The following is a 24592-nucleotide window of genomic DNA, read 5'->3' on the forward strand; positions in this document are numbered from 1 at the left end:
TGTTTGAAAAGTCATGATTGATGTATCAAATATTTTTTACCCCACCCTAACCCTCCCCTTATAAAGGGGAGGGAACTCAATTTCTCTTATTTCCCCCCTTTATAAGGGGGGACTAAGGGGGGTAATCATGTGATTAAAATAACAGCTAACCACTTTTCAAACATCCTCTTACAAGGCATAGAGCAGCTATGCTGAAGGCACTTATGGAAGAAAAAAGCTTAAATCAAATGCAATTTAAAAAGCTAACTCTAGATAGAAGTACCAAGCAGGAGCAATCTTTACCATTTGACCAGTGTCTCTTATATTTCTTATGTATTCTTCATCTTCCGCTCGACGCAAAGAAATTCTCCGTGGTATTTTAGCAGTGTCTACCATCATCGTTGGTATCACCCATTTTCTAAAACCAGACCAATACGCCCGGATTGTACCACCAATATTTCCGCCTTTGGCATCCGTTTACATTAGCGGTTTTTTTGAAATTCTTGGCGGTATTGGCTTAATGATTCCATCTGTGAGTGTAGCTGCAGCATGGGGACTCATTGCTCTATTTATTGGCGTATTTCCTGCTAATATCTATATGACTTTGCACAACATTAAGATTGAAGGAATTCCTCACAATCAATTACTTTATTTGGTAAGATTACCCTTTCAGGCAGTGCTAATTGCCTGGGCATACTGGTACACCCACAACCCACAAACACAACTAGGGGCATCGGAAAGTCGATAAGAATTTTTGTAGGTTGGGTTGAGGAACGAAACCCAACATTTATCAGCAAACGAAACCCAACATTTATCAGCAAACGAAACCCAACATTTATCAGCAAACGAAACCCAACATTTATCAGCATTTGTTGGGTTTCGTACACGGGTTTACCCAACCTACTATTTCCCAAAACCTACGTAGTATTGCAGTCGATCCTATTCTTTCAGCAGATGTCGATAAGTATTTGCTATAGTGTACTGATGATATGTTAAAAAAAATTAATAAATAAACAAAAAATGTTAAAAGTATCGAAAAATACATCAATTTCTAAAAAAACGCCAAAAGTATAAAAAAATATATCAGTTAATTTTAAAAACAATAAAGTTTATTATTTTTCTTGGAACCGGTTCCAGATTTAAGAAACCAAAAAACGGAGAAGAGAAGAAATGGAAGACAATCTGGAACAGTTTGCTTCTGAGGAAAGCAATACTTTGCTACTGATGACTTCGTGATCGGTGGTGCTGGTGGCTTCGGTGGTGCTGGTGGCTTCGGTGGTGCTGTGGCTTCGGTGGGGAAGCACCCCTTGCTAGTGGCGACTTCGGTGGCTTCGACGGCGCTGTGGCTTCGGTGTGGAAGCAACCCTTGCTAGGGGCGCCTTCAGGGTTTCGGTGGTGGAAGCAACCCCTTTGCCAGGGCGACTTCGGTGGCTCGGCGGTGCTGGTGCTTCGGCGGTGCTGGTGGCTTGGCGGTGGAAGCAACCCCTTTGCTAGTGACGACTTCGGTGGCTTCGGTAGCGCTGGTGGCTTTGGTGGTGGAAGCAAAACCCCTTTGCTAGTGGTGGTTTCGGTGGCTTCGGTGGCTCGGTGGTGCAGCAGCTTAAGGGAACTTCCAATTAAAAAATTATCCCATCGTAGGGGCGCAAGGCATTGCGCCCTACACGTTTTTTTTGGTTTGGAATAATTTATTTTTGTGTTCCTAAGGGACTTTCAAATAAATAAGTTTCTAAATAATTTTTTGTGGAATGATCTGTCTGTCCATTTAGGATCGACAGTCTCTTTTAGTTTGAGGATTCATTCTGTCACATTGCAATTTAGCGACGCAACAAGATACTCAATGGGGTTATTGCCTATGTGGTGACGTTTAAACTTTGTCAAAGCTGAATCAGTTGGAGCTAAAAATCTTTACGTCGGATGCGAACTATCACCTTGTTTTCTGGTCTTCTCAGTCAAAACTCATTGCTAATTTCTCCATATTTCTTCCTTCTTGTAAGGATAAAACTCTCAGTAGGTTTTAACTGGGAATTAGGCGTCGTGTTTGATGAACTAAACTTTGTCTAAGCTCAATCGTTAACAAAATGAGAAAATCGCTAATCAGTTAGAAAACATCTCGGTTTTCACGCTCAGTCAATTCTGATATACGAAACATAAAGGGATAACACGATTATGGATGATCCGACATTGGAACACAACTCCTCATCGGAAAAAGATTTTTCATGTTGCCATACTGAGTTATTCTCATGGAACTTCCTTATCCATTTTTGTTCTGTATAGTCAAACGGTTCAAGAAGATCCGGATCTTCTTTAACAGTTTGACTCGGTTGGAGAGTAAAAATGGATTAGGAAGTTAGATGAGAATAAGTCAGTATCAGCAACATAAAAAAGCGTGTTAATAATAAACTGTGCACTCCAATAATGGGATCACCCATAATAGAATCAACAGATTTATGTTTAAGTATATCACAATCGACTGAGCGAGAAAACCGAGATATTTTCTAACTCATTACCAACTTTTGATTTTGGTAACATCGATTCTTTCACATTGTTTAGTTCATCAAACACGAGGCGATACTTCCCAGTTACAATCTTTTGATAGTATGCCATCATTATAAGAATGAAAAAATATGGAGAAATTATCAATGAGTGTCAACTGCAAGAACCAGAAAACAAGGTGATAGTTCGCATCTGACGTACTGATTTTTAGCTCCAACTGATTCATCAATGACAAAGGGGTTAAGCGTCACATACATAGGCAATAACCCCATTGAGTATCTTGTGGCGTCGCTAGATCGCAATGTGACAGAATGAATCCTCAAACTAAAAGAGACTGTCGATCCTAAATGGACAGACAGATCATTCCACAAAAAATTATTTAGGAACTTGTTTATTTGTAAGTCTAGCTTAGGAACACAAAAATAAATTATTCGAAACCAAATAGGGACGTGTAGGGCGCAATGCCTTGCGCCCCTACGATGGGATAATTTTTTAATTGGTGTGAGTTTCGGTTAAGCTGCTGCACCACCGAGCCACCGAAGCCAGCGAAACCACCATATAGCAAAAAGGGTTTTGCCTCCACCACCAAAGCCACCAGCGCTACCGAAGCCACCGAAGTCGTCACTAGCAAAGGGGTTGCTTCCACCGCCAAGCCACCAGCACCGCCGAAGCACCAGCACCGCCGAGCCACCGAAGTCGCCCTGGCAAAGGGGTTGCTTCCACCACCGAAACCCTGAAGCTCGCCCCTAGCAAGGGTTGCTTCCACACCGAAGCCACAGCGCCGTCGAAGCCACCGAAGTCGCCACTAGCAAGGGGTGCGTCCCCACCGAAGCCACAGCACCACCGAAGCCACCAGCACCACCGAAGCCACCAGCACCACCGATCACGAAGTCATCAGTAGCAAAGTATTGCTTTCCTCAGAAGCAAACTGTTCCAATTGTCTCTTTCTTCTCTTCTCCGTTTTTGGTTTCTTCATCTGGAACCGGTTCAAGAAAATAATAAACTTATGTTTTTAAAATTAACTGATATATTTTTTTAACCTTTTGGCGTTTTTAGAAATTGATGTATTTTTCGATACTTTTAACATTTTTGTTTTTTATTAATTTTTTTACATTCATCAGTACACTATAGCAATACTTTCGACATCTCTGAAAGAAATAGGATCGACTGCATCTACGTAGGTTTTGGGAAATAGTAGTTGGGTAACCCGTGTACGAACCAACAAATCTGATAAAATGTTGGTTTCCGTTTGCTGATAAATGTTGGGTTTTCGTTTGCTGATAAATGTGGGTTCGTTTGCTGATAATGTTGGTTTCGTTTGCGAAAATGTTGGGTTCGTTCTCAACCCAACCTACAAATTCCTTATCGACTTCCGATGCCCCTGTTGTGTGGGGTGTGGGTGTAACCAGTATGCCCAGGCAATTAGCACTCCTGAAAGGAATCTTACCAATAATAATTGATTGTGAGGAATTCCTTCAATCTTAATGTTGTGCAAAGTCATATAGATATTAGCAGAAATACGCCAATAAATAGAGCAATGAGTCCCCATGCTGCAGCTACACTCACAGATGAATCCTTAAGCAATACGCAAGATTTCAAAAAAACCGCTAATGTAAAGGGATGCAAAAGGCGGAAATATTGGGTACAATCCGGCGTATTGGTCTGGTTTTAGAAAATGGTGATACAACGCTGATGGTAGACACGCTAAACTACCACGGAGAATTTCTTTGCGTCGAGCGGAAGATGAAGAATACATAAGAAATATAAGAGACACTGGTCAAATGGTAAAGATTGCTCCTGCTTGGTACTTCTATCTAGAGTTAGCTTTTTAAATTGCTTTGATTTAAGCTTTTTTCTTCCATAAGTGCCTTCAGCATAGCTGCTCTATGCTTGTAAGAGGTGTTGAAAGTGTTAGTGTATTTTAATCACATGATACCCCCTTGTCCCCCTTATAAAGGGGGGATAAGAGAATTGAGTTCCCTCCCCTTTATAAGGAGGGTTAGGGTGGGGTAAAAAATATTTGATACATCAATCATGACTTTTCAAACATCCTCTAAGGAGCGCTGTTTAAAAAAAAGCTTGATTTTATGGCAAAAACACTCACATTTAACTCATATAAAATCTCAGTTTTAACACCAAGAATCGATAAATAAATCATACATAATCTACCGATTAACTTTGTAGCTAGATGATACCTTTTAATTGGAAATTATAATTTTTAAAAACATAATATTAAGAAAATCTTATTATTCAGCTATCCCATGAAATTAGCTTGGATAGAATATGGGCGCACGTCGAAGAGAGAATTTAGAAAAATGGGATATTCGACATCTTGGATTGGCAACACTTTCAGTGGGAATCGTAAGTGGGTGCAAATCAATATAGAAGCAATGTATGTTGCACCTGATGGAACTGTTTACACGAATAGTATCTGGGACGAAGGAGCAAAAGAGGCGGGTATATATAAAAATGGAGATGTTGCAGGACTTGCTGCTGATTTACACGGTTGGGAACGTTTGGGTGGCTTAGCGGTAACAGCTAATTCGCGCTACTTGTATGTGGGAATGTCACAAGGTGCGGGTTCGGGGAAACCGGGTGAGGATTATCCACCAAAAGGAACCATTTGGTACTGCATCCGACGTTATAATTTATCCGGTCAGCAAGCGCCTTTTTCTGGTGGGCGTGGTTGGGATAAGAGTATGGTTATTGTGAATACGAGTAGCCCCGTGACTGGATTAGCTGCTACTGATAATGAGGTGTATGTGAGCGATCGCGCCAGTAACAGAATTGTTGTCTATGACGCTAACTCCATGAACCAACTGCGGAGTTTCTCTTTTTCACGTCCCGGACACATAGCCATTGACCGACAGAAGAATCTTTGGATTGTCCAACAAAAAGAGAACTCTTCATCTGCTGCTATTTTGCGGTATTCTCCCCAAGGACAGCAGTTATCGGAAAAAATTACCAATGTTGCACAACCAACTGCGATCGCACTCGACAATCAAGGTAGATTGTTAGTGGCAGACAACGGACCGCGCCAACAAATATTGATTTATAACATCACGGGTTCTCCCTCCCAAGTTGGAACATTTGGCACGGAAAGAGGCGTGTATTCAGGAACCCCCGGTCAGATAGGAGATTTAAAACTTTACGGTATTACTGGAGTAGGTACCGACGCACAAGGCAACATTTATGTTGCAAACAATGGTTTTAACAACGCAGGTGCGGACTTGAGGAAATTTTCTCCCAACGGTGCTTTGCAATGGAGATTGTTAGGGCTGTGCTTTATAGATACAGCAGATGCCGATCCTAGTTCTGACGGTCGCGACGTGTTCACAAAAGAAGAACATTACGTCATGAACTATGACAAACCTAACGGTCAGCAGTGGACTTACGCAGACTACACGGTTAATGCTATTAAATACCCGCAAGATCCCAGACTCCATACTTCACCGACTGCAGTTTTCTTCCGGAGAGTTCAAGGCAGACCGTTGATGTACTTGACAAATATGTACAACAGTTGGATGCAAATATACCGTTTTGCACAAAACTCCGAAGGTTGGACGGCGATACCAAGTGGAATGTTTGTAGGCACTCCAGCAGATCCTAACAAGCCTTTTTTCACCCAAGGGAATTGGCCTCCAAACCAACCCAAAACAGGTGAGTGGATTTGGCGGGATGCTAACGGTAATGGTGCTTTTGACCCTGGTGAATATGATACTAACAGAGACGATCTATACATCGGTGGTTGGTGGGTAGATAGTCGAGGTGATGTGTGGAAAAATTTACGGACTGCTAATGGTATCCGGCATTATCCTCTACAAGGTTTTGATGGGAGTGGCAATCCTATCTATACTTATGCATCCATGAAGAAAATAGCTACACCAAACTTCTTCACCGACCTGCGTAGAGTAGAATATTTTCCAGAGACAGATACAATGTATTTGACAGGGTTTACAAAAGAAAACCCCGCACCATACGATGATGCCAAAGTCGTTGGTTCTGAATTAGTGCGTTTTGATAATTGGAGTAAAGGAAATAGAAACCCTGCGTGGAGAACTAAGTTACCTGCAGATAAACGTCCTGAAGAAAAACAGACTGTTTACCCAGCAGCAATCAGTGTTGCAGGTGATTATGTATTTGTAGCAACAGTAAAAACAAGGCAAGTCTATGTCTATAAAACATCAAATGGTTCACAAGCAGATATCATGACACCCGATCCTAATATTGAACCAGAAGCAGGTTGGGTAGATATTCCCTATGGTGTCCGGGCTTACCGTCGTTCCAACGGAGAGTACTTGGTCTTTCTTGAAGAAGACCACCACGGTAAGGTTTTATTCTTCCGTTGGAGACCGTAACAATTGAACAAGGTGGGCTTTAGCCCACCCTTTTTACAAGTCATTTAGAAACCACCACTGAAGGTATCCCCACCCCCACCACTACCAAAGGAGGGATTAGAGGGGTTAACACCACCTGCAAAGATATTCCAGAAGTTATCTCCAGCAAAGGGGTTACCGTTATAAGGTAAATCTTGGATGTTAGAAGAACTACCCATTGTAAAGGGGTTTTCACCACTAAAAGAACCACCAACATTGCCAAATATATCTTCTGGTCCATTTACGCCTTCTATGTCAAGCAAGCGATCGAAGGGACCAAGATTAACTTCATCCATGTTGTTTATCCTCTTTTATGTTATGAACTAGTTGCTATACATTGAAGGTAACTTTGATATTTAACTTTGACCTACCAAAATCATTTTGATTATTTGACCTTTTTTTAGAAGAAGCAATTATGGATTCTCAGTAATTCTCTCTTTCTTTGCTTTGCTTCCTCTACGTATAAGTCTAATTCATTAAAACTGCCATAATTCTAATAAAACTTCTCGTGGAATTATCAAATACAAGTAGGGTGGGCAATGTCCACCCTATCATGCTTTTGGGAGAGAATGCCTACCCTACTCAAACTTTTGATGCTGATTTATCCTACTAAATGCTTAAACCAAGCGTCTTCACTAAATTAGTAAAACAACATATAAAAGTCTTTCTTTTGATAGAAGAACATATTTTTTTTTAGATTAATAGTGACAGAATATTATGTTTCAAAAAATGTGGGATGGGCAATGTCCAACCTACAAAAGTTGGTAATTTTCAATTGTAAGGGAATCACAGCCACTAACCCAAAATTAATTTCCTAGCAATTCTTCATCTGTAATAAATCTACTCTGACAAAATACGTCTAATGTCAGTGGTATGGATGAAAGCCAATCTTGAAGATAGAGGAAAACGGTCTGTATCAAAATAATGTACTGCGTTCGCAAAGCGCAAGCTGTACCCAGCTTATCGCCAAAACGGTTGCGACAAATACACAATCACTTGTAAAACACTGCTGCATAGTTCATAAGATCGGTAACCTATAACTTATCAAGAATGAGGCTTCATGGAACCAACACAACTGAGTCAAGAACTGCGTGAAGGAAACAATCCCCATATGACCCGCCGCCGATGGATTATTGGTTTATCTGCACTTGGGGGTTCAATGGGACAAATTGTTACACTTTACCAAACAGGGATAGTTAAACATTTACCCGATCCACCAGTTCCAGTGTTTGATGCAGACCGAGTGGACGCATCTAACTATGCCTACAGCCGATTCAATTCACCTGACGGTCCAATCATGGTGCTTAATTATGCCCTTACAGGTTGGCTAGCTGCTGCAGGTGGTCTAGATCGCGCACGGAAAAACCCACTGCTACCAATTGCAATGGGCGTTAAGATCCTTTTAGATACAGTTGTCTCTGCTGAATTAGCTCGTGAAGAGTGGGCAGAAAACAAAGCATTTTGTGAGTATTGCCAAGTAGCAACTGTTGCCTCGATCGCTTCCTTGGTACTTGCTGCACCAGAAGTCCTTGCGGCTACTCGTGTTCTGCTAAGTCGTCGGGACAGTAAAAAAGCTGAAGCACAGAGCAATACATAATAACCAATACCTTTGATTGCTAGAATATACTTCTACAGAGACGTTACGTTTAACGTCTCTATATTTATTGGGATGGAAGTGTTTTTATTCATTTCCATCTGCACGTCCAATCAAAGTTTCTCTTATATGCCTCCTCGCAAACGTGTAATAAAACATTGACCACCCTGTAGCAAAATTTGAAAAATAGCATTATTAATAATTTCGTACTCAGAGGAGTGGGTATCAGCAAACCTAAGAATAATATTCGTATCCAAAAAATAGCTTGTCATACACCGCGATCGCCATAAATATTCTCACGCAGACTGGCTTCAGCAGGTAAGCTTACACTACTTTTGGGGAATCGAACCACCCATTGACGAAATTGCTCGGCTTTTTCTGTTGGTGTCAATTTTTTTTTGGTCGCTGTCTCTACCTGTCTGGTGTGGAGTCTGGATTGAAAAAGTTCCTGGTCTATTATTTTTTAGATACCGTCGTCTCTGCCGAGTTAGCTCGTGAAGAGTGGGCGGAAAATAAAGCATTTTGTGAGTATTGCCAAGTTGCAACTGTTTGCTCGATCGCTTCCTTGGTACTTGCAGCGCCAGAAGTACTTGCTGCTACTCGTGTTCTGCTAAGTCGTCGGGACAGTAAAAAAGCTGAAGCACAAAGCAATACGTAGTAACCAATACCTTTGATTGCTACAATAAACATCTACAGAGACGTTATGTTTAACGTCTCTATGTTTATTTGGGTGGAAGTGTTTGTACAATCATCTCCATCTGCACTTCCAATGAAAGTTTGTCTAATATGCCTCCTCGCAAACGAAACAAATCTGAAAATGACAATCCCAATACTCACGAGTCTCCACCTAAAGAAGCATCGGACGGTTCTTCAATAGTAACCGCTGATGAACGCGGATGCACGCAGATAGATACTACTAGCACCGAGCTGCTACAGGATGGGGTGGAAAATTCCAAATCCATCGATCCATCTCTAAACTTGTTAGTACAGCAAATTGAAAAACAAAACTCTAATCTATCTGTTATAGTAGCGCGTCAATTTTGCTACAAATTAGTACAGACGCTGGTGGAGGTGATGATTAGCGAACCTCGTAAATTTAATGTTTTGGAAGAATTTATTCTCCGTGCAAGCATTGAATTTACACCTCCACCCACATTGCAAGAATTGGCAAGTGTTTTGGGGTTGGATCTTGTATTTGTGAAAAGTACTGCTGAAAATTTACAAAGATTTAAGAGTTTGAAGATTTTAGAAACAGGTGCGATTAAGATTACACCACAAGGGCAGGAATTTTACAAACAGGGAAATGTCTCTCTACCGCCTCAAGCGAAACAGATTTATGCGATCGCCGATCCTTTTGCAGAAAATCTGACTTTTCAGTTTGAAGCTTTACCATTGGGATTAGTCGATTTACCCGATCTAGCAGAGTTAGTTAAGATTGAGGATCATCTTCCCCCTCTCAACAGTTTGGCCATTAGCGATATTCAACAACTAATTCAAGCAGCAGGGTTAGGGCTTCACGTACCTGAAGAAGGAAAAATTGTGACTAATTTTCAGATGATTGGCAAGCCTCAGGTATGCTGGAAGACGATTTCCATCTTTATTTTACGTGATGTTATGGAGAAAAAACATATCATTCAGGTTAGGAGAGATAAGCAAGTCTTAGAAAAAGCATCAAATTGGCTGATAGAACTAGAAGCGCAACAAAAATTTGATTTGAAGAATTTGGGTATTACAATATCACCAGAAAACACTCCTGTGACTCCTTCAACATTAAAAGCTAAACGTCAAAGGTCAACAACAAAGAAAAGCCAAAAATGAATTTAATTTTTAATTTTATGTCCTTTACTGTACTTTCCGCACATATACCGTTACCCAATTGGGGTAACCAAACGTCAGTACTGGGTAGCTTTCCATATTGATGTAGTCACCTGGACTGATTTGCCCGTCGCCATCGACATCAATGTGAACATTAACCTGAAAACTTCTACTTAGAGAATAAAATCGCAGCCAGCAGATTTAAATCGTATGACAGGAGATCCAGTACCATTACCGAAAAAGACACCCACAGAAATTCCAATTCCCCACTTTTGAAAAGCAAGCATTCCGATCCACAAATCGGACGTAGTTGGGATACTGTGCAGCGTTAGTAGTTGTGCGTTCAACAAACTGCATGGGAGTTCGTTCTTCCCAATGTTTAATTGCATCTCTGACTCGTTGCTGCGCGGGAAGATTGGAATCGATTTCATAGGGAATGAGTGCGTTAGGCCAGCGAAATTGATTGCCTGTAATTCCAACACCCAATTCACCCTTGGCGATATTCTCTACTAATTCTTCCATCTCCTTAATAGAGCCAAGGGAGATATCGCCCTCAAAAATTGCTTCTCCATTAATTGCAGAATACTTAACTTCCTTCAAGTCAAAAGTATTTCCTTGAATGAATCCTGTTTTTGGTTCTTCTTCCGTAGAGCGGAACCAAACGGAAATATCAGCTTCTTCAGAAACAGAAAGAGCAGAACCTTCAGGTACATTGTTAACTGTCATGTTCGATAGATATCCTTGTTTGTATTCAAAAATTTGACTTTGTATCAAGTTCTGTGAGGTTTTCTTTAACTTGATAAAGACATCTGTCCCACTAAAGAAATTCAGGGATTCAAATTCTAGCCAATACCAAAAAGCTACAACGCACTTCAGATAATTTGCTCTGCACGGGGTAAAATTGAGCTAGTTGCCATCACGAATTGCGTACACGAGGAAGTCTTGAATCTTGCAGTTGAGAGTTTTGAGATGCACCTTACTTATACTAATTCATTAAAACCTATTAATGACTCAGTTTAAGACGGTGAATATACTGACTTAGTACTGACTTATGACTAACTTTCGAGTAAAATAAATAAGTAATTTTACTTGCTCTACCTATGTTGCGGATGTCGCGATCGCTCAAAGTTCGTCCAGAATGTCTTGAGATAGTGAGATTGCCTTTGAGGCGCAAGGGATTTTCCAGCCAAAAAAGTCTTGCTCACAATATGGGATTAGCGCTGGCGACTCTAAGTAAATTTTTCACGGGTAAGCCTGTAGATTCAGGAAATTTTCGAGAAATATGTCTCAAACTAGCTCTCGATTGGCAAGCGATCGCTGATTGAAAAAAAAAGGTGGTATGGAGTCCAGATGGAAAAATTCTTGCCAGTGGTAGTACTGACCACACAGTCAGGCTTTGGGATGGTTGTGACGGTAAATGCGTCAACACATTGCAAGACCATACTAATATGGTATTTTCAGTTTCTTGGAGCCCAGATGGCAGAATCCTGGCTAGTGGCTCTCGTGACCAAACGGTAAAGCTGTGGGACACTCGTGACGGTAAGTGCCTTAATACATTACAGGGACATACGAATATAGTATATGTAGTAGTGTTTAGTACAGATGGACAGACTCTCGCCAGTGCTGGAGCTGATGAAATGATTAAACTATGGAATGTTCAGACAGGCGAGTGTTTGAAAACTTTCAAAGGTTGCGGACCTTATGAGGGAATGAATATTCTAGGGATTACAGGATTGACGGAGGAACAAAAATCCACTCTGAAGGCTTTGGGATCTGTGGAAATTGCTCCACAATGAGTATTATTAAGATATATGAAAAAGCTCAATGGTGCGAGAACCTTTTACAAGTACCTGGACCACCAGCCTTTGTGTTTTGCTTTGTAGTTAGCGAACCAATTACAGATAGGATATAGGATAACGAGCATGATTATCCACAGACCGTAAATCTTTGGTAAATCATATCCATACTCTGTTGGCATCAGACTAGAAAATATGTAGGGCAGAATAATTGCTTTCCATCCATAATGAGGGAAGGCAAGTATAATAGCAGCGATATGAACTAACCAAAGGTGGATAATATAAAAAAATAGAGGAACTTTACCGAAGAGAACAAGGGGTTTGAGAATTCTCAATCTGTAGTTTTCAAACAAATGAAATATCAGGATTGCTAGACCAAGGGTCATCAATAAAAAGAGCAATGAAGGCGGATATTTATGGCAGTTGATGAATGATAGCAGAGTGCGGGAAAAGCTGAACTGGAATGACCAAGGGTTGGGGTCACCATAAATATTAATTGCCCGTAGGATAATAAAAGCAAGAATTAGACATAGACCCAGACGTCTTAGCAACTGGTTGCGTTGAGATTTTTCCAGATCGAATACTCTTCCAAATGCATAACCTATTGCCATCACTCCAATCCAAGGAATGAGGGGATAAAGGATGAAAAAGCTGATTCCTGGAAAGGGTGTGAACATTTTTTGTTCGTGAAGCACCGCCCAAAGCCAACTCCATGTTCCTAATTGTTCAGCATTGAAATTATCAAACAAATTGTGTCCTACTATAAGCAGGATTCCGAGTGCAGCGATCGCACGAGTCGGAAGATAAATGAGTGCTGCCAAGATAACCATAGACCAACCAATCGCCCATAAGACCCCCGCGCCGAAAAAAGTTAGGTCGAAAGTCCATGCAAGTTTAATGACTGTCAACTCCAGAAACACCAACCATAATCCACGCATGACAAGAAAGTAGGAAAGTTTTTGCTTGTTTTCGTGGCGTTGGAAAGAAAGATAGGCAGCAATACCAGCCAGGAAAATAAAAGAGGGAGCGCATAAATGAGTTACCCATCTAGTCAAAAATAGAGGGATGTTTGATTGGGTAATATCTAAAGAATTAAAGCGAACATTGGTAAAAAAGCCTCGCACGTGGTCTAGGGTCATTAACGCCATGACAAGTCCACGCCATAAATCTATCGAAATTAGGCGTTTACTTTTAGATTGTTCATGGTTCTCAAGGTCAGGAAAAAATCCCATTGATTTAGGCTCTAGCTTGCATTTGTTTGGTGAGAGTGATGATTTCATCAAAACAAAAGTTATTGACCATATGAGTTAAAGCATTAGCTAAATAAGCATAGGGTTGAGGTATTTGTTCAATCAGCTTCAGAATTAACTTACCATTGACTTTAGTAGCATTATCGTGTAGTTGTTCTACCCAAGTATGAGGCATCATCGCTAAAGTCTTAATCAGTTCCTCGTGCGAGAAAACTGGTTCTGAGGATGAATCTAGCAATAGATTTTCACAGGGGCATGGCGTAGATTGCAGATCGTAAACCACTCCCAAATGTTCAGCCATTTTTTCAAAGATGATTTCCGATCGAAATGGCTTACGCACAAAATCATCACAACCAGCCGATAAAGCCACTATACGATCTTCTTCAAAAGCACTTCCAGTCAATGCAATCACTATGGGTGCTGGGTTGCCATTCGCTTTAATTTGTCTGGTTGCTTCATATCCATCCATCATTGGCATACGCATATCCATCCAAATCAAATGGGGTGACCAACTTTGCCCTAGGGCGATCGCTTCTTGCCCGTTCATGGCTTCCCGCACTTCAAAACCGATTGGTTTGAGCAGCTTAATCAAAATCTGACGAATTTCCAAGTTGTCTTCTGCCACCAAAATCTTATACTTGGGCTGTCCGGCTTGCAAACCAATAACCTGCTGACTCGGTTTTGTGACTGGTATCTCATCCGTTTCAACCACACTAGTTGTTTGGATATCAAACTTAAAAATGGTTCCAATTCCTAATTGACTTTCAACAGCAATCTCTCCCCCCATAAGACGCACAAACTGACGGCTAATGGGTAAGCCAAGCCCAGTTCCCTCTTGAGAATTTTGACCGGTTTTGGTTTGAACAAATGCCTCAAATAAAGTCTCAAGTTCTTTAGGAGCAATACCGGGTCCGGTATCTTCCACTTCAAATAATAATCGTGGAGGAAGTATATTGCTACCTTCATTAACCCACTTGACTCGCAGTATGATTTTACCTGTTTGGGTAAACTTAATAGCATTGCCTAACAAATTCATTAAAACCTGGCGCAGCTTGCTTTCATCTGTATAAATGTATTGAGGGATGTTAGTTGTCTGTTCAAAGATAAGCTCTATCCTTTTCAACTCAGCTTTAAACTGGAACATCTGTTGCAGAGAGTTCAGAAGATTGTCTAGGTTGAAACTACTTTCATTGAGTGTTGTCTTTCCTGCCTCAATCTTAGACATTTCCAACACATCATTGATTAAAGTGAGCAGATGTTCTCCACTGCGTGCGATCGCATCCAAATATTCTTGCTGCTGCGAATTGAGGTAACCACTGCTTGCCATCAATTGAGTGAAACCCAAAATAATATTAAGAGGAGTTCTCAGTTCATGGCTCATGTTCGCTAAAAACTGACTTTTAGCACGGTTTGCCACATCTGCTGCTTCTTTTGCTTCTTTAAGCGCTTCTTCGATTTGTTTTTTGACAGTAATATTACGCAGCACCAGAATAGCAGCTCTATCGCTGCCACACAGTTCAACACAATTGCCAGATATTTCCAAAACTAATTTTTCTCCAAATTGTTGAAACTCGTATTCTGTGGTTTTTAGTTGACCTTGTATCACCCTCATGACTGGGTGTATCTCTAAAGTATCCTCTGTATTCGAGTGTGTTAAAGGCAATAAATCGATTAAACAGGTTCCTAAAACTACAATACGCGGTTTATTAATGAGGTTTTCAAAAGCAGTATTGCACCATTGTATTCTGCCATCTTTATCTGTCCAGATGAGCGCATCATCAATGACACCCAGCGCTATCTCGATCTTTCCCAAAGTTAACCGTAATTGGTTAATCATCAGGGCAAAATTATTTTTCATGAAGGTTCCTTCTCGCGTCTTATTATTTTTTCTTATAAAGGACGAATTGTAGCTGCAAAAAACCAATTATCCCCTTGTTTTTCTGCCATAATTGTATGTTCGCTCTCAATTTCTAAACCATCTTTTGTCACTGCTTTTAGTAAAAGAGGGTGATTGAGAATTTTAGACTTTCCGGTCATAATGAAGCGAGAAAAACTAAGACGATGGGCATCATGAAAGCTGTAGGGAATCACAATTTCCAAATGTTCACCCATAATTTCATCCAAATTCCATCCAAAAACAGATGTAAAACAATCGTTTACATAGCTAATAATCCCCTGTTCATCAGTGATGATAACTGGAAATTGAGTTTCTAGCTTCATTTCATCAATTGTGTTCATAAACCAACTTTTCAATTTTTCTAGATGCTTATCGGCAATTGTTTTATTCCTAAAATTCCCATGAAAATCCACTGCTACAAGAAGTCATTTCCATAGCAAATGAAGTACCAGTTCATGAAGCATTAGTTTTACTAAAGGAGGAGAAATGGCTCCACTATCCGCACAAGCTATTGGAAATTTTTTGCCCTACCCAAGTAAGAAAAGAGAACACAAAACGACCAACATCCAGGTCACGCCCGAACATCCTGGTAGGTTCTCAGGCTTCTTAGTTAAGAGGAAAGAGAATTACAAGAATCTCAACTGCACCATACTAGTAATATCTCTACCTACCAATTGACCTGACTGCTGACTTGAACATAGGGGAACTGGTTAGCAGGTTAGGGAAAAACCCAATGCCCAATGATGCCAGTTGCTTTAACGGGAGAACTCACCGCAACCACTGGCTCCCCAATGTCTATTTTTATTCGTTTTGGTGTACACGGTTTGTGATGGCTACTTTATAACTCAGTTAACTTGTTACTAAAGCCTTACTAACCGTACCAAATATTACACCTTTTTTCAAGAGCTAGCACAGTCTTTTGAGGCTGTATATTAATTTATATTATTTTAATAATTGAAAATCATTATATATATGTATATTAAGGTACATAGCTATCTAATAAGAATTAATCATAATTTCATAAAATATGGTATATTTCGATTCGGTTACTCATAGTTTTACAAAGCTAATTAAGTCACCCTACAAGGTGTGGTTTATCAATATGAAAATTAGTTCAAGGAAGAAAAATATATCTTCATTATATTGCAATTGACTCAACCAAAATATGGACTGCACCCAGTTGCCAAAGGCAGATATCCTTCTCGTTGACGACAATATAGATAATCTACGCCTTTTATCAGCAATGCTCACCAAGCAGGGCTATGAAGTTCGGAGTGTGACAAATGGCTCTACAGCATTAATGGGCGTACAAGCTCAACCGCCGGATTTGATTCTGCTTGACATCAATATGCCGGGAATCAACGGCTATGAAGTTTGCCGTCAGTTAAAAGCTAATAACCAAACCAATGAAATACCAGTCATTTTTATTAGCGCTTTGAATGAGACTTTTGATAAGGTAAAAGCTTTCTCAGTGGGAGGTGTGGATTACATTACTAAGCCATTTCAGCTTGAGGAAGTCTATGCCAGAATTGAAAATCAACTTACACTCCGCCGATTGCAAGCACAACTTCAAACTCAAAATTTTCTTTTACAGCAAACAGAGGCAGAACTGCTCAAGGCGTTAGAGCAGGAGCAAAAACTTAACAAGCAGATTGAGGAAATGGCAACCCTTGAAGAACGGAATCGAATTGCTCGTGATATTCACGACTCTTTGGGGCATTCCTTAGTAGCGCTGAATATTCAACTAGAAGCTGCTCTAGCTCTATGGCAGGAAGACCCAAACAAAGCACATAAACTGTTGTTGGGGGCAAAGCAATTGGGTTCAAATGCATTGAAAGCAGTGCGCCAATCTGTCGCTGAAATCAGATCCGAACCGTTACAAGGGCAGTTACTACAGGAGGCGATCGCTAACCTTGTTGAAGAATTTCACCAGACAACAGGGGTGGTGCCAACATACCAAATTGAATTGCCATCAACTTTACCCCAAGCGATGAATTCAGTTATTTATCGAATTTTACAGGAGGGACTGACTAATATTTGTAAGCATGCTAAGGCGAGCGAGGTACACATTCAAATCCAAACAACAAGAAGTGACTTATGTGTGACGCTTCAGGATAACGGTAACGGCTTTCAACTCTCTGAAAATAGAACGGGATTTGGTCTCCAAGGGATGCGAGAACGTGCTATTGCTATGGGGGGTCAATTAGAAATTTTCAGTCAACCGGGCGCGGGATGTCAGATTAAAGTTAGGTTTCCGAGGTTAGCAGAATGATCCGAGTGTTGTTAGTAGAAGACCAAGAGATTATCCGTCAAGGTCTAAAAACCTTGTTAGAAATTAATTCAGATTTACAGGTTGTGGGAGAAGCGGAAAATGGTCAAAGAGCAATACAGCAAATGGAACGTCTTTATGGTGGGGATTTACAGCCAGATATTGTGCTGATGGATATTCGCATGCCCGTGATGGATGGTGTAGCAGCAACTCAACAAATATCCCAGCAGTTCCCAGAAACAAAAATTTTGATACTGACAACCTTTGATGATTCGCACTACGTTGCAGAAGCGCTGCGTTTTGGAGCTAAGGGATATATTTTGAAGGATACGCCCGCTCAAGAACTCACAGCAACAATTCGTTGGATTGACAAAGGCTATACTCACCTTGGACCCGGACTCCTAGAAAAAATGATAACCCTGGTTCAATCGCCTTCAAAACCAAAGGAGCCACCACCAGGGTTATCAGAATTAACAATTAGAGAAAGAGAAGTTTTGCAATTGATTGCCAATGGCTTGAGCAATCGAGAAATTTCTCAAACTCTCCACCTCTCAGAAGGTACTGTACGAAACCATATTACGAATATCCTGGGTCGATTGAATTTACGCGATCGCACTCAAGCGGCGTTGTTTGCAAATTCTTGTTTGCCCTGGTTGGAAAACTCCGAGAAGTATAGCAAGTAGTTCAAAATAACTAGTTACCACTTAATTATAGGCAAGAGCAGATTCGCGCTTGTCCAACCAAGATAGGAAAGAATTAGCCAAAATTGCGGCTTGAGTACGATCGCGCAAACAGAGTCGATTCAGAAGATTCGTAATATGATTTCTAACCGTCCCTTCTGAAAGGTAAAGCTTTTGGGCAATTTCTCGATTGCTCAAAGATTTAGGGCTAGCTTTAGCAACTTTAAGTAAATTCCTTACAGGTAAACCAGTAGATTATCAAAATTTCCAGGAAATATGCCTCAAACTGGGACTTGATTGGTTGGCGATCGCGGACTTAGGAGAGACAGCCCCGGAAGCGCAGGTTTCTGCAAAATCCGAACCCAAAAGCGTCACAGCCCGCTTGGATTGGGGAGAAGCGAGCGATGTCTCCGTATTTTACGGACGCACAGTAGAACTTCAAACTTTACAAAAATGGATTGTGCACGATCGTTGCCGTTTGGTAGCCGTGTTGGGAATGGGAGGAATAGGCAAAACAACACTGGTAGCACGGGTTACCACAAATCTTCAGGCGAATTTTGACTATATTATATGGCGAAGCCTCCGCAATGCTCCACCTTTAAACAATCTCCTAGCGGATCTCGTGCCTTTTGTCTCAGATCAGCAAGAAACCAAAGCAGAAATTAACCGACTCATCTACTACCTGCGCTCCTCACGTTGTCTGCTCATTTTGGATAATTGGGAAACAATTTTTCAAGGAGGCGATTATGTTGGACAGTATCTTCCGGGTTACGAAGGATATGGTGAACTACTGAGGGTAATCAGTGAAGCAACTCATCAAAGTTGTTTGATACTAACGAGCCGTGAAAAACCAGCTGAAATTGCTGCCTTTGAAGGAGTAGAGCTAGAGGTGCGAACCCTAACATTACAGGGATCGCAGGAGATAGGACAAGCCCTAGTTCAAGCAAAAGGACTCTCAGGAACTCAAGCGCAAAAACAAGAGTTGTGCGATCGCTACAGCAACACTCCCCTAGCAGTTTTAGAAGGAGACACAGATCAAATATGGTCGGTTGCTTTCAGTCCGGATGGACAAAGCCTTGCTAGTACTAGCGTCGATTGTACTGTTAGATTGTGGGACATCCATACAGGTAAGACTAGAAAAATTTTACGCGGACATACTCATTGGGTACTCTGTGCTGATTTTAGCGATCGAGAAGCAATTTTGGTGAGTGGAAGTGCAGATGCAACTATTAAGCTTTGGGATGTCAACACAGGAGAGTGTGTCAAGACTCTGATAGCCGAGCGTGCTTATGAAGGAATGAATATTACGGGAGTGACAGGAATAACAGCAGCTCAGAAGCTGACGTTAAAAGCTTTGGGAGCAGTTGAGGAGGAATAGGTTTGAAGAAAGGTGCGGCAAATTAGTGAAATTTATATACAAACAAATGTTTTCCCCTGCTGCAATTTTGTTAAATAGTCGTATATGCACAAATGAATCCAAAGCACAAGTTGACCGACAGCAAAGTCGTTGGGTGGGTATGGCCAGTTAGAAAGAATATTGAATGCTTCAGAGATAGCTAAATCAATTGCCATCTGTTGCGCCATATAGCGATCGCAACCCAAACGCTTTTCTGACCAAAACTCGGGAAGTACCCCAAGGAGTTTCAAGTCAATCATAGGAAGCCCATCAGTCCAAGTCCAGTTCGCAATGGGGAGAAGCATGAGATCGATCCACCCATGCAGCCAACAGTCTTGCAATTTTAGCTTTCTTTCTTCAACCGTCACTAACCGACGGTTAAAGCACATGAAGGAATTTTCTGGTGAAGAATCTGTTGTTGAAACAGGGCTAGATTGTCCTCCCTCAGCAGTCAGCCAGTAGGTCTTGCCATTTTCCTGAAACTGAGACAGAAAGATGAAGACGTGGCTGGGGTCATTTTTTAGTGCCTCGCAATCTTGAGTCACCCAGACGATGTCACCCATCTTTGGGCAAGCATTTGGTTGCGCTAAATTCCACCCAATCAGTGCGCTCTTTAATGTTCCATCAACTTTTGTGTACCCAGTTTGTACTTGAGGATGGGGCTTGTACGCGGTGTCAGAAGTAAACTTAGTAATATTCTTTGTGATGGAGCAGACAATCTGCTTGTCCTCCTCTTCAGTGTGTTCATTGTTACACGTAGCATCCGTGCCGTTGACCGTACAGCCATCACGGTAACCGAGAGACCAAAGCAGCCAACTGGCAGTAAATTTGCACGTGCTGCCATCTGATGGCATCCAGACATTGTTAGTCATTTGCTGAAACTTTTCTTTGCCACAGGATTGGGGGTAGTATACATCCTCAGTCGATTTGTAGGGATAGTCACAAGGAAGGTGGCAAATGAGAAGAAACAAGGCAAGTCGGCGAAGTACATCTTCAGTTGAGTAAGCCATGGTAATTGGTTTTGGTATTGCAACAAAAGATGTGGAGAGTCAAGTTGCTTTGCTCCAATTCGTAGTATGCGCTTCCCGAACGTAGTTCGTAATTCGTACTTATTTCCTCATGCTGAAATAGGAGGTTTGTAGTGAGGATGTTTCGCATTTTTTCATGACTTTTTGCTAGATCTGCTTTGTTTTGCACAGCAAGCCCTTAACTTTGATAACTTTAAGATATTTGTAAAACTTTAAGAAAGCATCTAAGAAATGTCACGATGAGAGCATGACATTTGTCATGTGATTGGTTTCACGCACTCAACAAACGTTAACTCCAAAAAAAATAATCCCCAGCCTTAAGAAAGGAAAAAAGCGCAAAAGCGTCAAGAGCTAAAAGTCTTTGACGCAACCACACCTAAGAATTTTAGCTTTGTTGGGTTGAGCACGAGCGTTACCCAACAAATGCTCTAGATGTTGGGTTTCGTTCCTCAAACGCCAGTCCCCTACAGAGGGAAACCCTCCTATGGCGCATTCGCGCCACGCTTCGCTATCAGGGCTGGCTCCCCAACCTACGTGTTTTGGAATTTATGTCTCAGCCCTTGTAGTATTGGGAGCCTTTCTTGGTGTCTTTGCGTGAGTTGCGATCGCACAAGAAGGTTAGTTAGCTGTGAGAGAAGTAGCTAAAGTACTCAGTGCTTTCCACGTTTTGTGTCCAATTATACCATTAGAAATGAGTTGTTGACTTTCTTGAAACGCCCGCACAGCTGCTTCTGTTTTTTCTCTGAAAAAACCATCAATGGCACCATCTTGATAAAATCCACCTCTAAAAAGAACTTCCTGAACAATTGCGACCTGTTGACCATAACTGTTACGATGTAAAACGGGTTTATTAACTGGGGTGTTTGCACGCAGGGATTGCCAAGTCAAAGGACCAGCAATACCATCCTGTTTGAGAAGGAATTGGTATTGGACAATTTTAACCGCTGCTTGAGTTTTGATACCAAAAAAACTGTCCACTGTGAGGCAATCGCCATTAGGAATTCTGCAATTCAATAGTTCTTGCAATTCTTTCACTTTTGGACCATTAGCACCAATTCTGAGAATGGGGTCGATTGCTGTTGTAGCTACCTGCATAGTGAATGCCTCGTGGATGACATAATCACTCATTCATCCTTTTTGGTTGTATAAACGGATAATATTAAGCATTTTCTGGAAGAATATTTAGTTTTTTACGGGCTACTTATCCAGATGCAACCTTGATATCACAGCAATTGGTAAGGTACTTTCGTACCAGTTATGAGGTAGATTTGCATCTTCCCCAGCATTTTTAACAATCGTCATGATTCTCTTCATATCTTCTACCCGATGGCGGTAACAGCCATTAGAGCCATTTCCAGCCATTAAGTTCCCTTCACGTCCGTGGAATCCTATATTTACAGGATTACCATTTTTATCTTTCTCACCTTCAGGAGAATAAAAATTCCCATAAGCAGGCTTAAAAGCAGGGCTGCGATCGGGCTTAATATAATCTAGTGTATAAATCCCCGATTTGATATGCCATTCATAATAACGCGAGCCTACAGCCTTAAATTTCTCCTGATGAATCTGACCATTTTTACTTTTATAGATGAGAGTGGTTGTAACATCTTGTGAAGTTTTTCCAATTTCAAAAACAAACATTACAGGAGATTTTATTTTTTTCTCAGGATTGTAGCCAAAGGTATTAAGACAAGCTTCAGTGGTTTTTTTATCCCCCTGTTGAGGTAGCTGATTGAGCAATCCATTTAAACATTGATTGTTCTCTTTCGTTATACTTGGATCGTAATAAACACTTTTCGTAGCCTTAAACTTCTCAAAATTATAAGCATATATATGTGCTGCATTTGATTTTTGAGGTTGAAATATAATATTGATGAGGGAATACTTTACAAGTATAATTGCTACAAAACAAGCAATTTTTAAGATTTTTTTCAGCATAAATGAGGTATTAATGTAAAAACTTACATAACTTTGTAACTAAATACCAACCTACTTGAAATTCTGACAAATAACAAATGAGAAATGCTAATAATTAAAATGCTTTTTCCATCCCTGTTCTAAAGGTAAAGATAAACTGTTGTGCTTGTGAGTAGGGATTGGTGTAAGCAAGCGATTGTTGCTTTCAAAAATTTTATAAGCTGCAATTGTACATATGGTTTGTGAGTCTAACAGTTTTTCACTGCTCTCTTCAACTGCAATAGGGGTTGAAGGATGTCTTCCGATTTGAAAAAGCATCATTTTGCGTTCTCCTCCTTCGTAATCAGTCAATTGAGATTGCCAAGGCTTTCTGGATTCATTTCGCCATTTTGGAATGCTATTTGTGGAAGCACTGAGTCGAATTGGAGTTTCTAAAACCGTTCCGTCATTCAAAAAATTTCTGGAGATGGGATTTTGCAACAAGCAGCCGTTTTGACGGGTAAACGTTACAAGCCCAGGGGTTACTTCACGCTTGACAACTCTTACAGAAGATTCGTTATGCTGTAGCGCTTTTATATTCCTTGAAGGAGACATTGCTACTTGTGCAATAGCTTGAGCATAAGGTACGCTAGCTAAAAGAGTCGCGATCGCAAAACGAAAAAACAGTTTCATAATTAACCTCGTTAGAAGATAGATTGGTTATTTTTTGAATAAAAGACATGATGGTTTGTAGAAATATTCGTTTGAAACATTTCTACTCTGTTAGAGTTTTGCCGTTATAAAGGCGTATGATTTAGGTGATTAGCAACTTAAAATTTTTTCTTGATGAGGTGCAACTGCAACTCTCTATATACCTGTCGTCTGATATGCGAAATATGCGTTCAGCCAGTTCTGTTTGTGTGAAACTTGCTATAGTAAATCAGACATATTTCACCTCACTGAGTAAGGTTTTGAACCTACAAAACATAAGTTTTCATCCTTACATTATTAAATAGATGCAAGTGAAATCAGCTTATGCACTTAAATCTAAAAAACGGAACTAGGATTTACGCACTGTACAAATTGACCATCATATGGATCGACGAATCACAGTCGTTTCAAATGTTGTAGGGGCGCTTTGCCTTGCGTCCTTACAATGGGTGATGTTGGTTCTAATTCCTTGGATAATAGACCAGTTTTGTGGCTCCAATGACTTGAGTTTTAAGAGCCTTTAAAAATAAATGGGACGGGCTAAGAGCACCATCCCACAAGAAAAATATAGATGAAAAAGTTGGATATTTTTTAATTTAGAAGTCCATCACCAATCGCTACTGCAGCTACTACCGCCACTATCACTACTGGAGCTACTGCTGCCAGTATCAATACTGCAGCTACTATCGTTGTCATTCCACCAACTTCCGCCACTATTGTCGCCACTCCACTCACTTGTGCTACTATTATCGCCGCTCCACCCAATACTAACGACATCACTCCTTTTTCTGTTTTTATCATTACGGACTCTCCACTTAGAAACGATCGCTCTTAAAATGAGTAGTGCGATAATTAATTTCATTGTCCTATAAAAAAAATAAAGTAGTGAAGTGCTTGGTGATGTGGTGCTTGAAGAACCATTGATAGCTGTATTGCTAACATCACAAAGTGGGTCAATATTTGGAACATTATTTCTGCCGTAACAATCAATATCTTGATTTAAAATGCCAGTGGAATTGACAGTTAAGTTATTAGCATTTACAAAAGTTTCAAAACCATCAGTTGAATCCTTAATTTGTTGATTCACCACTTGAGCACTGGCAACATCTGCAAACAAAATAGTAGTTGCTGATAAACTTAATAAGCCGATGGTAGCAATTTTTTTAGCAAACATAACTGACCCCTAATTATTTAAGTAATAATTTTGACAACTTTATCAATAAAAATCAAAAACCCATGAGTTACCTCTAGATCCCCGACTTCTTGGAGCAAGAAGTCGGGGATCTAGCAGCTTTTAAAACCGCACTAGGCGCAGAGAACACGGGGAAAGAGTTCATGATGCCTACTTACAATTCTTGTTACAAGAGCCTTCAGTACGACTGATAACTGCACCTGTAAAAGTATTGATAACT

23 protein-coding genes and 1 pseudogene are annotated in these 24592 nt (G+C 40.6%); 11 read left to right on the forward strand and 13 right to left on the reverse strand.

Going from position 1 to position 24592, the window contains the following annotated elements; translation table 11 throughout:
- Positions 1–310: 310 nt before the first annotated feature.
- Together F7734_RS07290 and F7734_RS07295 are read left to right on the forward strand one after the other, a co-directional pair.
- A complete protein-coding gene (locus F7734_RS07290) occupies positions 311–727 on the forward strand; it encodes a DoxX family protein (protein ID WP_155744050.1) in 417 nt (138 codons plus the stop codon).
- Positions 728–1345: 618 nt separating this feature from the next.
- Positions 1346–1663, forward strand: coding sequence for a hypothetical protein (locus F7734_RS07295; RefSeq protein ID WP_155744051.1), 318 nt, complete (start codon positions 1346–1348; stop codon positions 1661–1663).
- 1321 nt (positions 1664–2984) lie between these two features.
- Here the strand turns inward: F7734_RS07295 and F7734_RS07300 are convergent.
- Positions 2985–3146 carry a hypothetical protein gene (locus F7734_RS07300; protein ID WP_155744052.1) on the reverse strand — a complete coding sequence of 54 codons (162 nt, stop codon included), beginning with the start codon at positions 3144–3146 and terminating at the stop codon, positions 2985–2987.
- A 1641-nt stretch (positions 3147–4787) separates the two neighbouring features.
- On the opposite strand from F7734_RS07300, the gene F7734_RS07305 reads away from it, so the two are divergent.
- The gene (locus F7734_RS07305; RefSeq protein ID WP_155744053.1) at positions 4788–6830 is read left to right on the forward strand and encodes an SMP-30/gluconolactonase/LRE family protein; all 2043 of its coding nucleotides are present in this window, start codon (positions 4788–4790) and stop codon (positions 6828–6830) included.
- A 44-nt stretch (positions 6831–6874) separates the two neighbouring features.
- Here the strand turns inward: F7734_RS07305 and F7734_RS07310 are convergent, their stop codons facing one another.
- Entirely contained in the window at positions 6875–7144 is a 270-nt protein-coding gene (locus tag F7734_RS07310; RefSeq protein WP_155744054.1) for a hypothetical protein, read from the reverse strand.
- Positions 7145–7908: 764 nt separating this feature from the next.
- On the opposite strand from F7734_RS07310, the gene F7734_RS07315 reads away from it, so the two are divergent.
- A complete protein-coding gene (locus F7734_RS07315; protein WP_155744055.1) occupies positions 7909–8445 on the forward strand; it encodes a vitamin K epoxide reductase family protein in 537 nt (178 codons plus the stop codon).
- A 265-nt stretch (positions 8446–8710) separates the two neighbouring features.
- Here F7734_RS07315 and F7734_RS65120 read toward each other — a convergent pair whose 3' ends face one another.
- Complete coding sequence (locus F7734_RS65120) at positions 8711–8833, reverse strand: hypothetical protein (protein ID WP_279239676.1); 123 nt, start codon at positions 8831–8833, stop codon at positions 8711–8713.
- A 45-nt stretch (positions 8834–8878) separates the two neighbouring features.
- On the opposite strand from F7734_RS65120, the gene F7734_RS07325 reads away from it, so the two are divergent.
- Both F7734_RS07325 and F7734_RS07330 read left to right on the forward strand, forming a co-directional pair.
- A complete protein-coding gene (locus F7734_RS07325; RefSeq protein WP_243146741.1) occupies positions 8879–9100 on the forward strand; it encodes a vitamin K epoxide reductase family protein in 222 nt (73 codons plus the stop codon).
- A gap of 128 nt (positions 9101–9228) precedes the next feature.
- Complete coding sequence (locus tag F7734_RS07330) at positions 9229–10260, forward strand: hypothetical protein (RefSeq protein ID WP_155744056.1); 1032 nt, start codon at positions 9229–9231, stop codon at positions 10258–10260.
- 228 nt (positions 10261–10488) lie between these two features.
- On the opposite strand, the gene F7734_RS07335 is transcribed toward F7734_RS07330, so the two are convergent.
- A complete protein-coding gene (locus F7734_RS07335; protein WP_155744057.1) occupies positions 10489–10983 on the reverse strand; it encodes a M12 family metallopeptidase in 495 nt (164 codons plus the stop codon).
- Positions 10984–11357: 374 nt separating this feature from the next.
- Between F7734_RS07335 and F7734_RS07340 the strand changes: the two genes are divergently transcribed.
- Together F7734_RS07340 and F7734_RS07345 are read left to right on the forward strand one after the other, a co-directional pair.
- A complete protein-coding gene (locus tag F7734_RS07340) occupies positions 11358–11582 on the forward strand; it encodes a hypothetical protein (RefSeq protein WP_155744058.1) in 225 nt (74 codons plus the stop codon).
- Between the two features lie 9 nt (positions 11583–11591).
- The gene (locus F7734_RS07345) at positions 11592–12053 is read left to right on the forward strand and encodes a WD40 repeat domain-containing protein (RefSeq protein WP_347566143.1); all 462 of its coding nucleotides are present in this window, start codon (positions 11592–11594) and stop codon (positions 12051–12053) included.
- A 44-nt stretch (positions 12054–12097) separates the two neighbouring features.
- On the opposite strand, the gene F7734_RS07350 is transcribed toward F7734_RS07345, so the two are convergent.
- From F7734_RS07350 to F7734_RS07360, 3 genes are read right to left on the reverse strand one after another with little or no spacing between them, the layout of a single operon-like run.
- The gene (locus tag F7734_RS07350; RefSeq protein WP_155744059.1) at positions 12098–13285 is read right to left on the reverse strand and encodes a heparan-alpha-glucosaminide N-acetyltransferase domain-containing protein; all 1188 of its coding nucleotides are present in this window, start codon (positions 13283–13285) and stop codon (positions 12098–12100) included.
- A gap of 4 nt (positions 13286–13289) precedes the next feature.
- A complete protein-coding gene (locus F7734_RS07355) occupies positions 13290–15161 on the reverse strand; it encodes an ATP-binding protein (protein ID WP_155744060.1) in 1872 nt (623 codons plus the stop codon).
- Positions 15162–15193: 32 nt separating this feature from the next.
- A complete protein-coding gene (locus F7734_RS07360; protein ID WP_155744061.1) occupies positions 15194–15541 on the reverse strand; it encodes a PAS domain-containing protein in 348 nt (115 codons plus the stop codon).
- Between the two features lie 824 nt (positions 15542–16365).
- On the opposite strand from F7734_RS07360, the gene F7734_RS07365 reads away from it, so the two are divergent.
- Together F7734_RS07365 and F7734_RS07370 are read left to right on the forward strand one after the other, a co-directional pair.
- Positions 16366–17472 carry a response regulator gene (locus tag F7734_RS07365; protein WP_155744062.1) on the forward strand — a complete coding sequence of 369 codons (1107 nt, stop codon included), beginning with the start codon at positions 16366–16368 and terminating at the stop codon, positions 17470–17472.
- Positions 17469–18152: a response regulator transcription factor gene (locus F7734_RS07370; RefSeq protein ID WP_155744063.1), complete on the forward strand. Its 684-nt coding sequence runs from the start codon at positions 17469–17471 to the stop codon at positions 18150–18152. Before F7734_RS07365 ends, F7734_RS07370 begins: the two co-directional genes overlap by 4 nt.
- A 21-nt stretch (positions 18153–18173) precedes the next feature.
- Here F7734_RS07370 and F7734_RS07375 read toward each other — a convergent pair.
- Positions 18174–18344, reverse strand: a pseudogene (locus tag F7734_RS07375) (LuxR C-terminal-related transcriptional regulator); the annotation flags it as partial.
- A 187-nt stretch (positions 18345–18531) separates the two neighbouring features.
- Between F7734_RS07375 and F7734_RS07380 the strand changes: the two are divergent.
- Positions 18532–19527: an NB-ARC domain-containing protein gene (locus F7734_RS07380; protein ID WP_279239680.1), complete on the forward strand. Its 996-nt coding sequence runs from the start codon at positions 18532–18534 to the stop codon at positions 19525–19527.
- 32 nt (positions 19528–19559) lie between these two features.
- On the opposite strand, the gene F7734_RS07385 is transcribed toward F7734_RS07380, so the two are convergent.
- The 5 genes from F7734_RS07385 to F7734_RS07405 form a co-directional block, all read right to left on the reverse strand.
- A complete protein-coding gene (locus tag F7734_RS07385) occupies positions 19560–20555 on the reverse strand; it encodes a hypothetical protein (protein WP_155744065.1) in 996 nt (331 codons plus the stop codon).
- A 636-nt stretch (positions 20556–21191) separates the two neighbouring features.
- Entirely contained in the window at positions 21192–21668 is a 477-nt protein-coding gene (locus tag F7734_RS07390) for a peptidoglycan-binding protein (RefSeq protein WP_155744147.1), read from the reverse strand.
- Between the two features lie 102 nt (positions 21669–21770).
- Entirely contained in the window at positions 21771–22511 is a 741-nt protein-coding gene (locus F7734_RS07395; protein WP_155744066.1) for a L,D-transpeptidase, read from the reverse strand.
- 87 nt (positions 22512–22598) lie between these two features.
- On the reverse strand, positions 22599–23162 hold the full coding sequence (locus F7734_RS07400) for a hypothetical protein (protein WP_155744067.1): 564 nt from the start codon (positions 23160–23162) through the stop codon (positions 22599–22601).
- 625 nt (positions 23163–23787) lie between these two features.
- A complete protein-coding gene (locus tag F7734_RS07405; RefSeq protein ID WP_155744068.1) occupies positions 23788–24354 on the reverse strand; it encodes a hypothetical protein in 567 nt (188 codons plus the stop codon).
- Positions 24355–24592: the final 238 nt, after the last annotated feature.

It is taken from the genome of Scytonema sp. UIC 10036, assembly GCF_009725235.1.